12 protein-coding genes are annotated in these 13,737 nt (G+C 50.3%); 3 read left to right on the top strand and 9 right to left on the bottom strand.

Annotation, left to right across the window (positions count from 1 at the left end; all coding sequences use genetic code 11):
• Positions 1 to 127: 127 nt before the first annotated feature.
• The 9 genes from NST70_RS14285 to NST70_RS14245 form a co-directional block, all read right to left on the bottom strand.
• Positions 128 to 1,021: a fructose bisphosphate aldolase gene (locus NST70_RS14285; RefSeq protein WP_017554048.1), complete on the bottom strand. Its 894-nt coding sequence runs from the start codon at positions 1,019 to 1,021 to the stop codon at positions 128 to 130.
• Positions 1,022 to 1,190: 169 nt separating this feature from the next.
• On the bottom strand, positions 1,191 to 2,345 hold the full coding sequence (locus NST70_RS14280) for a nitrate/nitrite transporter (RefSeq protein ID WP_211062230.1): 1,155 nt from the start codon (positions 2,343 to 2,345) through the stop codon (positions 1,191 to 1,193).
• Between the two features lie 17 nt (positions 2,346 to 2,362).
• The gene (narI, locus tag NST70_RS14275) at positions 2,363 to 3,061 is read right to left on the bottom strand and encodes a respiratory nitrate reductase subunit gamma (RefSeq protein ID WP_061565584.1); all 699 of its coding nucleotides are present in this window, start codon (positions 3,059 to 3,061) and stop codon (positions 2,363 to 2,365) included.
• Between the two features lie 14 nt (positions 3,062 to 3,075).
• Entirely contained in the window at positions 3,076 to 3,666 is a 591-nt protein-coding gene (gene narJ, locus NST70_RS14270; RefSeq protein ID WP_235601907.1) for a nitrate reductase molybdenum cofactor assembly chaperone, read from the bottom strand.
• Positions 3,667 to 4,031: 365 nt separating this feature from the next.
• Positions 4,032 to 5,537, bottom strand: a complete 1,506-nt coding sequence (narH, locus tag NST70_RS14265) for a nitrate reductase subunit beta (RefSeq protein WP_061565586.1) — start codon at positions 5,535 to 5,537, stop codon at positions 4,032 to 4,034.
• Entirely contained in the window at positions 5,534 to 9,208 is a 3,675-nt protein-coding gene (locus tag NST70_RS14260; protein ID WP_014097122.1) for a nitrate reductase subunit alpha, read from the bottom strand. Before NST70_RS14260 ends, narH begins: the two co-directional genes overlap by 4 nt.
• Entirely contained in the window at positions 9,201 to 9,470 is a 270-nt protein-coding gene (locus tag NST70_RS14255) for a hypothetical protein (protein WP_014097123.1), read from the bottom strand. Before NST70_RS14255 ends, NST70_RS14260 begins: the two co-directional genes overlap by 8 nt.
• A 17-nt stretch (positions 9,471 to 9,487) precedes the next feature.
• The gene (locus NST70_RS14250) at positions 9,488 to 9,790 is read right to left on the bottom strand and encodes a hypothetical protein (RefSeq protein WP_035183526.1); all 303 of its coding nucleotides are present in this window, start codon (positions 9,788 to 9,790) and stop codon (positions 9,488 to 9,490) included.
• Positions 9,791 to 9,802: 12 nt separating this feature from the next.
• A complete protein-coding gene (locus NST70_RS14245) occupies positions 9,803 to 10,219 on the bottom strand; it encodes a hemerythrin domain-containing protein (protein ID WP_014097125.1) in 417 nt (138 codons plus the stop codon).
• 226 nt (positions 10,220 to 10,445) lie between these two features.
• Here NST70_RS14245 and NST70_RS14240 point away from each other — a divergent pair, with 226 nt between their 5' ends.
• The 3 genes from NST70_RS14240 to NST70_RS14230 are packed head-to-tail and all read left to right on the top strand — an operon-like array spanning position 10,446 to position 13,058.
• Positions 10,446 to 11,171: an ABC transporter ATP-binding protein gene (locus tag NST70_RS14240; RefSeq protein ID WP_035183531.1), complete on the top strand. Its 726-nt coding sequence runs from the start codon at positions 10,446 to 10,448 to the stop codon at positions 11,169 to 11,171.
• The gene (locus NST70_RS14235) at positions 11,168 to 12,391 is read left to right on the top strand and encodes an ABC transporter permease (RefSeq protein ID WP_061577160.1); all 1,224 of its coding nucleotides are present in this window, start codon (positions 11,168 to 11,170) and stop codon (positions 12,389 to 12,391) included. The genes NST70_RS14240 and NST70_RS14235 overlap by 4 nt, the downstream gene beginning before the upstream one ends.
• 13 nt (positions 12,392 to 12,404) lie before the next feature.
• The gene (locus NST70_RS14230; protein ID WP_061565590.1) at positions 12,405 to 13,058 is read left to right on the top strand and encodes a TetR/AcrR family transcriptional regulator; all 654 of its coding nucleotides are present in this window, start codon (positions 12,405 to 12,407) and stop codon (positions 13,056 to 13,058) included.
• Positions 13,059 to 13,737 lie beyond the last annotated feature (679 nt).

Here is a 13,737-nt window from a genome sequence, read left to right as displayed (position 1 = left end):
GGGAAACATGATGGTTTTTTTGCGCGGTCTCTCCCGCAAAATGCATCTTTTCAGTCTGAAAAAATCTTCCCGCCGCCATCATCCAAATAAAAAACCAGCAGGACTGCGGTCGCCCTGCTGGTTTCTGTTAGTTTTTATTGACAGAAGCATCATAGATCGATTTTACTGCTTTTTCCAAAGCGGCATTAAATTCTTCATCTGTCTGGCTGGCGTTGAGTTCCCCGGTTAAAGCACGCGAAAAGCTTGCGATGATGCCATCGTTTTCTTTCAGTTTTTGATTGGCTTCTTCGCGGGAATAGCCGCCGGAAAGGGCAACAACGCGGATAACGCGCGGGTGCTCAACCAATGCTTTGTAGACATTTGGCACGGTCGGAATGGTGAGCTTCAGCATCACATGATCCTTTTCCGGCAATTCGTTCAGATGATTGAGTAGTTCTGCCTTTAACAATTCCTCGCATTTTTCTTTGTCTGCACTATGGATGTCTACTTCCGGTTCAATAATCGGAACGAGGCCTGCCGCGAGGATTTGTTTTGCCACTTCAAACTGCTGGTCAACCACGGCTTTAATGCCTTCCGGGTTGGCTTCCTTAATGACGGAGCGCATTTTTGTCCCGAAAATATGGTGTTCATTTGCACGCCGGAGTGTCGCATCCAGATCCGGGATCGGCTTCATCAGCTGAACGCCGTTTTCAAGATTCGCAAGCCCTTTGTCCACTTTTAAAAATGGGACAATGCCTTTTTTCTCGGCCAGGTATTCCGCAGTGTACAAGCCTTCAATCTGGCGGTCCATCGTTTGTTCGAATAAAATAGCGCCGAGGATGTATTTGCCATCAAAAGCCGGAGAAGTGATGATTCTTGTCCGCATTTGGTGGATAAGATCAAACATTTCGTCTTCGTTTGAATAGGCATCTTCCGGCACGCCGTAGTTTGCCAACGCTTTCGGTGTGCTGCCGCCGCTTTGGTCGAGCGCCGCAATAAAACCTTTTCCGTTCTTGACTTTGTCGAACTGCGTTTGGTTCATCATGATCTCTCCTTATAAGGTTTGTTGAAGGGCTTCTTTTTCTTCATATCCCGATGAATGAAAAAGAAACCTCTATGCATAAGCATAACACTACTGATTGGGAGAAAAAAATAATATATTCATTCTAATTCGGATTCCTTTGCGTGCCCCTAAAAAAGAAGCCGGGCGGTTATCCCGGCACCCGGTTTTGCTCGCTGAATCTCATCCAGAAAACGAGCACAAGGCTTGCGAGGGCCACTTCCGAAAGGGACATGAAGCCGATCGCATAGCTTTTGGTCAGCCCGTAAACGAATGTTAAAAGGAGCGGGGGGAAGAAACCGCCGAGCCCTCCGGCAGCTGCGACGATGCCATTTACCGTCCCCGCCTGGTTTGAGAAATAAAGCGGAACGAGCTTGAAAACCGCGCCGTTTCCGATACCGGCACAGAAAGCGACGGCAAGGCAGCCAATCGTAAACAGCGTAATCCCGAGGCTGAAGGAAAGCAGGATGCCGGATATCGTCAACCCGATGAAGGTGAATGCCAGCACCGTATAAGGATTATATTTATCGGAAAGAAAGCCTCCGAGCGGCCGCAGCAATGTTGCCAGCAAAATAAAACCCGCTGTCCGCATACCGGCATCTACTTTGGCGAGGGAAAAATTCGACACCAAAAAGTTTGGCAGGTAGACAGTAAAGGCAACGAACGAACCGAACGTAATAAAGTAAAAAATACTGAGGAACCAGAGCCGCCTGTCCCGGTACACTTTTTTAAACTCTTCCGCAAACGAAACTTTGACTTTCGGCTCATGCCGGTCTCCAAAGAAGAAATTCAGCAAAGCAAATACGATCAAAAGAATGCAGAAAAGCTTGACAGTGGTCCGCCATCCGGCCATATTGGCAATGACCGGCGCGGCGAAGGTAGTGACAGCGGTCCCGAGATTCCCCATGCCGTAAATCCCGTTTATCGTCCCGTGCCGCTCTTTCGGGTAATATTTCGGAAGGGAAGTGACACCGATCGAAAAAGTGGCGCCTGCAACCCCGATTAGAAATCCGCTTGCCGCAAGGCCCCAGAAAGACTGGGCAATGCTCAGGTAAAACACCGGAATCAAAAGGAACAGGAAACTGAATGTAAACAGCACCCTTGCCCCGAGCCGGTTTGCATAAAACCCGACCGGAACCCGGAACAGCGATCCGAGAATAACCGGAATGGAGGTCACCCATGAAGCCTCGCCCGGTGTGAGCGGGATGTCCCCTTTTATATAGGTAAGAAGAGAAGAGAGGATGACCCAAATCATAAAAGCTGCCACTAAACTAATTGTCTGCAATGGGAGTTGAATCTTTTTCATATGCTTATCCTTTCATCTCATTTTTCCGGTATGCGCTTGTAACCGGCGCGGGACCGGTATTGCTGCGGTGCGCGTACCGGATAGCGCGCCGGAAAGCTGAACAGGTGGACAAGGCGTGTAAACGGGATCGAAGCGAAAAACAGAAACGCCGCGATAACATGCACTTTAAATAGGAGCGGTACGCCGTCCATCAGTTCATGTTTTGGCCGGAAAACAAACAGGCTCCGGAACCACGGGCCGATGGTTGCCCTGTATTCATATGCGGTGACCGTCGTATTGTACACAATGGTCATATAGGCGCCAAGCCCGCCGACCACAAGCAGGGCAATGATGGAAAAAAATTCGGCGAACGTGGCATGGATGCGAACCCGTTCAAATTTGATTCTCCGGATGAGTAAAATTACTAGCCCTGCGACCACCATCAGCCCGGCAATGCCGCCGCCGATGATGGCACCGGCATGATAGAGTTCATCCCGCACGCCGGCTGCTTCGTAAAAGCGCTTTGGAATGAGGACGCCCATGATATGGCCGATGAAGGCAAAGACAATGCCCCAATGAAAAAGGGGAGAGCCGATGCTGAGCCATTTTTTCTCGAAAATTTCAGTGGAGGGCGCCGCCCAGCTGATTTGCCGGAACGCATACCGGTACAGTAATCCAAAAATCATAACAGTGCCCGTAACATACGGGAAGATGACCCACCAAAAAATAGAAGCCATCTATGTACCTCCTTTTAATACAGGATCGGATAAGGCAGGTCTTCCAAATCCGCCTTCTCCCGCTGTTTTTCCAATGCTTCGATTTCTTCTTTGCCCGGCTTTTCGAAAACCTGGTCCATTAAAAGGGAAAACAAAGGCGCATACAGGCTTGTTTCCGGAAGATGGCCGGAAATCCGCTGGACGGCATAGGCAAGCCGTTTATACAGCCGTTCTGTGTCTGCGTTTGGGGATGCTGCCGCCAAAAATTCAAACAGCATCGGCATATAGTCGGCGAGTTCCCCGTCTGCGCGTTCAAACCCGGCTTCATTGATCATTTTTTGCAGCCGGATAAAAGCTGCACCGCGTTTCGGGCTGTCGCCGAATTCATGGTAGGTCAGGTACAGCCCGTTTTTTTCCTGCAGGTCAAAGGTCGATACGTAAAGGGACTGCAGTTCGGGAAGCGGAAGGCAAAACAGGGCTTGCACTGCCTGTTCAAGCTGCCTGTCCGTTTCCTTTGCGGCAGCCAGGATATCTGCTTTTTCCCGGAACAGCGCTTTGTCCGGGTAAGCCAGCATCCTTGAAGCGATGAGCAGCATCAGTTTTTGGCAGTCATTCAATGGTGGCACCTCTTTCATTCATATTTTTCATCCCCATATTTCCCCGCCGGGCAAGCGAGCGTTCTCAAAGTGCGAGGGAACCGGCCATTTATGTCCGGCTCTCTTTGTGCGCTCATTTCCATGCCTGCGTTAATGAGCGCGTTCTTTTATTTAAGCACTGTTCCTACAAGGGAAGTGAGCATTCCCAAGGAGAAGGCAACCGGCCACACATGTCCGGTTTTCTTTAACGAGCTCATTTCTATGCCTGCGTTAATGAGCGCATTTTTTTCCTCAAGCTTGTCCCCGCCGGGCAAGTGAGCATTCCAAGTAGCCGGGCAACCGGCCATTTATGTCCGGCCCTTTCCCGGCACGGCGTCTCAACCGGTCTTATCAGGTCATTCATTGCTTGCTCCTTTTTCAAACGGATAGGTGACCATGCCTTCGGGAGGGGCGAGTTCTTCAATGCTGCAGGAGCCTTGCTTGTAATACAGGTCGCCATTCATTTCGCGGCGGCCGGTCGGGATGACGAACCGTTCCCTGTATTTGGCAACGGCAAGCAGGCGTGCCATATCTTCCACTTCTTCTGCAGTCATGCCGGCTTCTTCAAGCAGTTTGCTTTTGTTCAGCTCATCCACGCCGCCGACCGTTTTGGCGCGCATATGGACGCGCATCGCCGCCATTTTCAGCAGCACTTTCCGGATTACTGCCGTATCGCCTGCCGCTAACAGCGAAGCAAGGTATTCCATCGGGATCCGCATCTGGTCAATGGCCGGGATGTAGCCGTCCGTGGACAACTCGTCTTCATTTTCAAGATGGTTCATAATCGGGCTGAGCGGCGGCACGTACCATACCATCGGCAGCGTCCGGTATTCCGGGTGGAGCGGAAGCGCAATTTTCCATTTCATCGCCATTTTATAGACCGGGGAATCCTGCGCGGCTTTCACCCATGGGTCGGTTATGCCTGCTTTATGGGCTTCCTCTATCACTTCCGGGTCAAACGGGTCGAGGAAGACGGACAGCTGGGATTCGTACAATGCTTTCGGATCCGGGGCCGATGCGGCTTCCTTCACTTTATCCGCATCGTAAAGCAATACGCCGATGTAGCGGATCCGGCCGACGCATGTTTCCGAGCAGATCGTCGGCAGGCCGGCTTCGGTGCGCGGATAGCAGAAATTGCATTTTTCCGCTTTATGCGTGTTCCAGTTGTAATACACTTTATGGTACGGGCAGCCGTTCATGCAAAAACGCCAGCCACGGCATGCTTCATGGTCGACAAGGACGATCCCGTCTTCATCGCGTTTGTAGAGCGCGCCGGTCGGGCAGGAAGCGACGCACGAAGGATTAAGGCAATGCTCGCAAATGCGCGGCAAGTACATCATGAACGTTTTTTCATACTCGCCGGTAATATGGTTTTGCAAGTTTTCCATATTCGGGTCAAGCGCTGTCGTCTCGCTCCCCCCGGCAAGATCATCGTCCCAGTTTGAACTCCACCGGGGCTTGTCAATCGGTTTTCCGGTAATCATCGAGCGCGGCCTTGCGACAGGAATATGGCTGCTTTTCGGGCTGTGGATCAGATGGTCATAATCATATGTCCATGGTTCGTAAAAATCATCTATTTTTGCCATGTTCGGGTTGTAAAAAATTTGTGCCAATTTCGTAACGGGGCCGCCTGCGCGCAGCTTCAGTTTCCCGTCTTTGTACACCCAGCCGCCTTTAAAACGGTCCGTGTTTTCCCATTGTTTCGGGTAACCGGCACCGGGCCGGGTTTCGACATTGTTAAACCAGATGTATTCCATCCCCGGCCGGTTTGTCCACATGTTTTTGCAAGTGACGGAACAAGTGTGGCAGCCGATGCATTTATCAAGGTGCATGACCATTGCGACTTGTGCTTTTACTCTCAAAGCCAGTTTACCTCCTTTAGCGGCCGGATGATGGCGATGGTATCTCGCTGGCTTCCGGTCGGGCCGTAGTAATTAAAACCGTAGCTGAGCTGGGAATAACCGCCAATCATATGGGTCGGTTTCAGCGAAATGCGTGTGACGCTGTTATGGGTGCCGCCGCGCTTTTGGCTGACGGCCGTGCCCGGAACGCCCAATACCCGGTCCTGGGCGTGGTACATATATGCCATCCCCTGCGGAATCCGATAAGTGAGGACGACCCTCGCGGCAATCGCGCCGTTCCGGTTGTACACTTCAATCCAGTCGTTGTCTTTAATGCCGATAGACTGCCCGTCTTTCTCATTCATCCAGACGGTCTGGAATCCCCTGAACAAATGGTTCATCTGGGTCGTATCCGTAAACATCGTATGGATGCCCCATTTTTGGTGCGGCGTCAAGTAGCGGAGCGTAATCGATTTGCCGTTTTCAGGCGCCGCTGTTTCGCCTTTTAAATACGGCCCGTGCCGAAGCGGCGGCAAATACAGTGGCAGCCCTTCGCCGAAATCGAGCATGACTTCATGATCCAGGTAAAAGCTTTGCCTTCCTGTCAGTGTCCGCCACGGGATGTTGTATTCCTTGTTCATTGTAAACGGGGCATAACGGCGGTTATCATTTTCAAGCCCGCTCCAGACCGGCGCGGAAATCGTATGGCGCGGCTGGGCGGTAATATCCAGCAGGGTGAAGTCTTCATCTTCCCGGCCTTTGGCAATGTGTTCCAGTTTTTGCCCTGTTTTCTTTTCAAGTGCTTTCCATTCTTCGACTGCCCGTTTCCCGTTGGTGGCGCCGGACATAAAGAGAATCGCTTCAATCGCCTGCTTGTCGGACGATAAATCCGGGAGCCCTTTTCCAACCCCTTCCCGCCGCGATTTTCCGAGGCGGGAAAGCAAATCTTTATAAACGCCTTCACCGGGTATCTGAATGCCTTTGCTGCCGTATCCGTTTTGAATGTTCGGGCCGAGGGTGGTCATTTTTTGAAAAACGTTCGGGTAGTCGCGCTCGACAATGACGAAGTTCGGCATCGTTTTTCCCGGCACCGCTTCGACTTCGCCTTTGCGCCAGTCTTTCACTTCTCCGAACGGCTGGCCGATTTCATTCGGTGTGTCTTTGCCGAGCGGCGTCATGACAAGGTCTTCGCACGCCGGCAAATGCTCTTTTGCGAGTTCCGAAAATGTTCTTCCGATCTCTTTAAACGCTTCCCAGTCGCTTTTCGATTCCCACGGCGGGGAGATCGCCGCGTTAAACGGGTGGACGAACGGGTGCATATCGGTGCTTGAGAGGTCAAATTTCTCATACCATGTGGCAGCCGGCAAAACAATATCCGAAAACAGGCCGGAACTGGTCATCCGAAAATCCATGCTGACAAACAAGTCGGCTTTTCCGCGCGGCGGCTCACCCTCTGTTTTAATCGTTTCCGGCTGCCACGAGTTGGCCGTATCGGTCATTACGGCATCGTCACCGCCAATAAAATGTTTGACGAAATATTCATGGCCTTTTCCACTGTCACCCAAAAGATTCGAGCGCCAGTTGAAAAATACCCTTGGAAAATTGCACGGATCATCTGGGTTTTCAATTGCCCATTCGAGTTTTTCCTGCTTTAACTGCTCCACCACATATTGGATGACTTCCTGGTCGTCTTTTGCGCCGTTTTCGCGGGCTTCTTTGACAAGGTCAAGCGAATTTTTTGTAAACTGCGGGAAAGAAGGGAGCCAGCCAAGCCTTGCTGCAAGGGCATTGACGTCTGCCGGATGCATGTTTTTAAAACGGCCGCCCCAGCCTTCCTGGTTGTCGTTGATGCGCGCTTCATACCGGTACTGGTCGGTTACAAAGTAGAAAAAGGATGTACCGTTTTGGAAGCGTTGCGGTTTTGTCCAGTCATTGGCAAAGGCGATTTGCTGCCAGCCTTCGAGCGGGCGCACTTTTTCCTGCCCGACATAATGGGCCCAGCCGCCGCCGTTTACGCCTTGTGATCCCGTCAGCATGACAAGGTTTAAAATGCAGCGGTAAATTTGGTCGCTATGGTACCAGTGATTGGTCCCGCCGCCCATGGCAATCATTGATTTTCCGTTTGTGCGGGCGGCATTGTCGGCAAACTCGCGCGCGACCTGGATGACGTGCGCTTTTTTCACGCCGGTAATGCTTTCCTGCCAGGCCGGGGTGTATGGTGCGTTTGCGTCATTGTAATCCGCCGCGAAATCGCCGGGCAGGCCGCGATCCACGCCGAGGTGCGAGCAGAAAAGATCAAACACAGTGGTAAACTTCACCGTCTGCCCGTCTTTTGTCTTTAACCGTTTAGCTGGCACCGCCCGCTTGATCGTGCCGCCTTCTTTATCAGCAAAGTAAGGGAACGTAACCATGACGGGTTCATCATAGTCATCGATAAAACTTAACTTCGGATCGATGGCACTGCCGTCGTCTTTTGTCAGCTCGAGATTCCATTTGCTGCTGCCGTCCCAGCGGAAGCCCTGGCTGCCGTTCGGAACTTGGGGGCTGTTTGTCGCCTTGTCCCAGACAAGCGTTTTCCATTCGCCGAGTTTTTCGCCGTCCGTGAGATCCGTTGCCCGCAGAAAACGGCCGGACCGGGCATCCCCGTTTTTTTCGTCAATTTCAACGAGAAAGGGGAGATCCGTATATTTTTTTGCGTAATCGGAAAAATATTGCGTTTCGCGGTCAATGTAAAATTCTTTTAAAATGACATGCGTCATCGCAAGGGCAAGCGCCCCGTCCGTGCCGGCGCGAGCAGGCAGCCAAATATCCGCAAATTTGTCGTATTCGGCGTAGTCCGGGCTGATGCCGACAATTTTTGTCCCATTATAGCGGGATTCCACCATAAAATGGGCATCCGGCGTCCGCGTTTGCGGCAGGTTTGTGCCCCAGATGATAAAGTATTTGGCATTATACCAGTCCGCGCTTTCCGGAACGTCCGTCTGTTCTCCCCAGATTTGCGGGGAAGCGGGCGGGAGGTCGGCGTACCAGTCGTAAAAGCTGAGGATCGTACCGCCGATCAAGGATAAAAACCGGGTGCCGGCCGCATAGCTGACCATCGACATCGCCGGGATCGGACTGAAGCCGGCGATCCGGTCGGGACCGTACGTTTTGATCGTGTAAATCGAGGCAGCACCGATGATTTCGCACGCTGTTTTCCAATCGGTGCGGACAAAACCACCTTTTCCTCTGGCTTTGACATACTGGGTGCGTTTTGCTTCATCTCCGGCAATGTTCGCCCACGCCGTGACAGGGTCATGGCCTTTTTCCTTTTCCGCCCGCCACAGTTCGATTAAGTCCTGGCGAATATAGGGGAATTTTACGCGGGTCGGGCTGTACGTATACCAGGAAAAACTCGCTCCCCGTGGGCACCCTCGCGGCTCGTATTCCGGGAAGTCGCTGCCGGTTGTCGGATAGTCGGTGTGCTGCGTCTCGGCTGTGATGATCCCGTCTTTCACGTAGATCCGCCAGCTGCAGGAACCGGTGCAGTTGATCCCGTGCGTGGAGCGGACAATGTTGTCGTAGCCGTAACGCCTGCGGTAATATTTTTCTGCATCACGCGAACGCGGGCTTTCTTCCGTCCAGCCGTCGTTGATCCGTTTTCCGCGTTTTAAATGTCGCAGCCGCTGAAGCAGCTTGTTGTCTTTATACATGGCCGTCATTTCCTTTCCCGAATGGATTGAAGCGTTCGCCCGTTAACCGGATACTGCCGGATTCGGCCCGGAGTTCTTCTGCCACAATTTCGAAGTCCGGGGCATTGGCGCTCGCCAGAATCAGCCGCTGCAGGGTATTCGGATCGTCCAATTGATAAATGGTTTCAATGAATGCCGGGGGGATATCGCCGAAACGCATGCGCATGATGGCGATCAAATCTTCGCGGTCCTGGATTAAATCTGCGTCTTCAAACTGGAACATGTTTTCACCTTTCCTTATCAGCTTTTCATCATTTTGTAGTAATCTGCAATCAGCACTTCTTTGCATGATTCCGCCGCTTGTTTGAAAAATTCCGCCACTTCCGGCGCTTTGTTTTCAATATCGGAGAAGGAGAAGCATTTTCTTGTTTCATGTTGAAAACGATCGCCGTAGCGTAACACCACTTCAATCCCGTTTTCCTTTTCGACGCCCGCCGGATCTGCGTCATACAGATGAATATGATGCAGTTCAAATGTCTGCATGAACGTATGGTAAAGTGGCGGGGAGACGGAAAACAGCGGTTTTTCCTGCTGTTCTTTCATGACTTCACCTCTTTAATGATGGGGGAGTACGCTTTCTTCTTCGTGATTATGTATTTCATCGATACAAATCAATGCATAAAATTGACGGACGGTTTGCCGGCCCAGCTTTTCCTGCTGCAAATCCTTTTTCACTGCCTGTGCCAGTTTCCGCATCAGATCATGGTCGCGGGCAAGGGCGGTGAGCTTATCTTTCATGTTTTCATTTTCGGCAAGCAGTTCCGGGTACAGGCCTTCCTCCTCTGCCTGGGCGTGCGCGAGCGTCCTTGTTTCCCAATGTTCAAGCAAAATCAAAGCGGTTTTCAGCGCCTCCGCGTGCATCTTTTTCCCGAGCAGCTGCGCAAGCAAATCCGTTAAATCGCGGGCTTCATTTAAAGCCGCTTCATGGATGGACGAATGGCTGTCGGCGCGCCTTAAAGATGGTCCTGACATGTTTTCGCTCCTTTATGTTGGATGTGGAATCGTTTCCCATATTCTAATGTTAAGATTGTCCCAATGACCTCGATAATAAACAAAAAAATGGAGAATAGGGCGGATTTTTGCAGGTTTAAAGAAAAACGAAAGTGATCACTCACTTTTTAATTGACAGTCAACTTTCATCATGGCAATATAATAAGTGAGTCATTACTCACTTTTCTAAAAAGAGGGAGGCCCAGGGATGGAAGCTGCGGTTGTGATGGAACATATAAGCAAGCAGTTCGGGAAAAAGCCTGTGTTAAACGATATCCGTTTGAAAATCGGGAAGGGCCGGATTTACGGTTTGATCGGGCCGTCGGGGGCAGGGAAAACCACTTTGGTCAAAATGATGGTCGGGATGGAAAAAACGGATGCCGGCACGGTCCATGTGCTGGGAGAAAAAATGCCGGATCTTGAAGTTTTACAGCATATCGGCTATATGGCGCAGTCAGATGCATTGTATATGCAGCTGACCGGGAAGGAAAACCTGAAATTTTTCGCATCGCTTTATAAAATGGGAAAAGCGGAACGGCATGAGCGGATTGCCTACGCGGCGGGCCTTGTCCATTTGCAGGATGACCTTAATAAAAAAGTGTCTGCCTATTCCGGCGGGATGAAACGGCGGCTGTCGCTTGCGATTGCGCTTATCCAGGATCCGGAATTGCTCATTCTGGACGAACCGACTGTCGGCATTGACCCGGAATTAAGGGCGAGTATCTGGGATGAACTGCTCCGCCTCAAAAATGAAGAAGGCAAAACGATGATCGTCACGACGCATGTGATGGACGAAGCGGAAAAATGCGATACGGTCGCCATGATCCGGGAAGGAAAAATTTTGGCGCACGGCTCACCGGGCGAGTTGAAAGCAATGTATGAAGCAGCCGACTTGAATGAAGTGTTTTTGAAAGCGGGGAGGGCCGTGCAATGAGGACAGCCGCACTCATCAAAAGAATTCTGTTGGAAATGCTGAGGGACAAACGCACATTGGCGCTGTTGTTTCTCGCGCCGCTATTGATTTTGACGCTCATGTACTTTTTCTTTAACGGCAGCTCAACCAGCCCGAAACTCGGGATCAGCCATGTGGACGCAAGCCTTGTAAAAGTGTTGGATAAAGCGGATATGAAAATCAAACACTATGAAACGGTAAAAGATCCGGAGCAAACCGTACTGGATGGAAATCTTGACGGGCTGCTTGTGAAAAAAGGCGGAGCGTACGTCCTCACTTTGCAAAACAATGATCCGTCTACTGCCAAATCGCTGCAGATGAAAGTAAAGCAGGCAATCGCGGCGGAATCCGGGCAGCAGCTGGCCAAACAAATCGAAGCACAGGCAAAGACGCTCCAAGGTGTGCAGAAAATTATTGCCTTGCAAAATGAGGCGCAGCATATATTGATGAAACAGGTTCCCACGCAGTCACCGGCCTTTGGGAAAGTGCAGCAGCTGGAAGAACAGGCGGAAAAAACGAAACAAGAGTTGCAGGCGCCGGTCAAAGTGGCCTTTTCTAAACCGGATGTATCGGCAAAATATGTATACGGCAGCAGCCATACAGTATTTTTTGATGTGCTGAGCCCAATTTTGGTTGGTTTCTTCGTTTTCTTTTTCGTATTTTTAATCTCCGGCATCGGACTTTTAAAAGAACGGACATCTGGCACGCTCGACCGCCTGATGGCAACACCGGTCAAGCGGGGCGAAATTGTGGCTGCTTATTTGGTGGGTTTCGGCATTTTTGCTGTCATCCAGACCGTGATTGTCGTGTTTTACGCGGTGAACGTGCTGGATATGGTGCTTGCCGGTTCACTCTGGAATGTCTTGCTCGTTAATTTGATGCTCGCGCTTGTGGCACTGTCTCTCGGGATTTTATTATCGTCTTTTGCGGCTTCAGAGTTTCAAATGGTACAGTTTATTCCGCTTGTTGTGGTGCCGCAGATCTTTTTCTCCGGCATCATTCCGTTAAAAGGGATGGCCGTCTGGCTGCAGGCACTTGCAAAAGTGATGCCAATTTATTACGGTGCCGATGCCTTAAAGCGGGTTATGTATGAAGGCATGGGCCTTGGGGATGTATGGAAAGACTTAACGGCACTTGTTGTTTTTGCAGTGATTTTTATTCTGCTTAATATTGTCGCATTACGGCGTTACCGTGCGCTGTAAGGGGGGAGAAAATTTGCTAAAATATAATCTTCTGGAAGCAATGAAGGAACAAACGAAGACGGACGTAAAGCTGACGGATAAAAAACAAAAAATCATGGAGGCAGCAATTTCTCTGTTCGCAGAGAAAGGATATGGCAATACGCCGACAAGCGAAATCGCAAAAGCGGCCGGCGTTGCAGAAGGGACGATTTTTCGGCACTTCGGCACGAAAGACCATTTGCTCGTTTCGCTGATCGTCCCGTTTTTAAAAGATTCGATTCCTTTGATGGCGGAAGAGCTTTTTCAAAAACTGCTGTCAAACCATGACCTCCGTTTTGAGGACTTTTTGCGGAACCTGCTCCGGGACCGACTTCTTTTTTTAAAACAGAACAAGGAGATTTTTCAAATCATCGTAAAAGAGTTTTTTTATAATGAAGAAATCCGCCATGAACTGATACCGTATTTTGCGGAAAATATCGGTTCCCGGCTGGTGCAGGTGATCCGCACTTTCCAGGAACGCGGGGAGCTTTCAGACCAGCCCGCTGAAACCATGGCAAGGCATATCTTTTTTTCAATCGGCGGCACATTTATTTTTAAGTTTGTCTTCGGGCTGAACGGATCCCAGGATGAAGAGGCTGAGATTGAATCCGTTGTCCGGTTTGTGATGGACGGGGTGCGGAACAGATAAAGGAGGGCGGTCCCTGAATACCTTGTGCACCGTTCGCTCCCTTGTGCAGAACAGATAAAAGCGCACGTTGCGGTCCGGAAGCCCGGATCGGTGAAATGTCTAATTAGGGCTTGCTGAACGAATCCGATTCTGAGTTTGTACCCAATTTGTCAGCAAGCTCTGTCTTAAAATATAGAAGAATCCATCTTTGAAAATGCGATTCTTTCTTCTCTATACATTGAATCAGCTTTCAAGCGTAAGCTTTTCTCTGGATTTTTCTAAAACCCTTGCACCTTGCATTAAATTTTTCCGAATCTAGGAATTTTGGTTATTCAGCAAGCCCTAGGTTAAGGAAGCGTGGGAAATTGAAGGCCTTCCTTCACATAGGGCGCGTCTACGTTAAGAAAGCACGCAAAAACGGAGGCCTTTCTTCACATAGAGTCCGTCTATGTTAAGGAAGTGTGGAAAAATGAAGGTCTTCCTTAATATAGAGTGCGTCTACGTTAAGGAAACGCGCAAAAAAAGTGTTGTTCCTTCACATAGAGATCGTCTATGTGTGAAGGAAGCATGAAAAAATGACGTTCTTTCTTCATATAGGGTGCGTCTACGTTAAGAAAGCACGGAAAAACGAAGGCCTTTTTTCACATAGAGCGCGTCTATGTAAAGAAAGCGTGGAAAATTGAAGGTCTTCCTTCACATA

This window comes from Weizmannia sp. FSL K6-0777, assembly GCF_038593185.1.
GTDB classification, from domain to species: domain Bacteria; phylum Bacillota; class Bacilli; order Bacillales; family Bacillaceae_C; genus Weizmannia; species Weizmannia faecalis.
The sequence above is the reverse complement of the archived record's forward strand: the minus strand, read 5'-3'. Positions and strand labels throughout refer to the sequence as shown.

Coding starts and splice junctions, on each gene's coding strand:
- NST70_RS14255 (WP_014097123.1), bottom strand. CDS start 9,470: ATGTTCCAGTTTGAAGACGCAGATTTAATCCAGGACCGCGAAGATTTG.
- NST70_RS14260 (WP_014097122.1), bottom strand. CDS start 9,208: ATGTATAAAGACAACAAGCTGCTTCAGCGGCTGCGACATTTAAAACGC.
- NST70_RS14240 (WP_035183531.1), top strand. CDS start 10,446: ATGGAAGCTGCGGTTGTGATGGAACATATAAGCAAGCAGTTCGGGAAA.
- NST70_RS14250 (WP_035183526.1), bottom strand. CDS start 9,790: ATGAAAGAACAGCAGGAAAAACCGCTGTTTTCCGTCTCCCCGCCACTT.
- NST70_RS14235 (WP_061577160.1), top strand. CDS start 11,168: ATGAGGACAGCCGCACTCATCAAAAGAATTCTGTTGGAAATGCTGAGG.
- narI (WP_061565584.1), bottom strand. CDS start 3,061: ATGGCTTCTATTTTTTGGTGGGTCATCTTCCCGTATGTTACGGGCACT.
- NST70_RS14245 (WP_014097125.1), bottom strand. CDS start 10,219: ATGTCAGGACCATCTTTAAGGCGCGCCGACAGCCATTCGTCCATCCAT.
- NST70_RS14285 (WP_017554048.1), bottom strand. CDS start 1,021: ATGAACCAAACGCAGTTCGACAAAGTCAAGAACGGAAAAGGTTTTATT.
- NST70_RS14280 (WP_211062230.1), bottom strand. CDS start 2,345: ATGAAAAAGATTCAACTCCCATTGCAGACAATTAGTTTAGTGGCAGCT.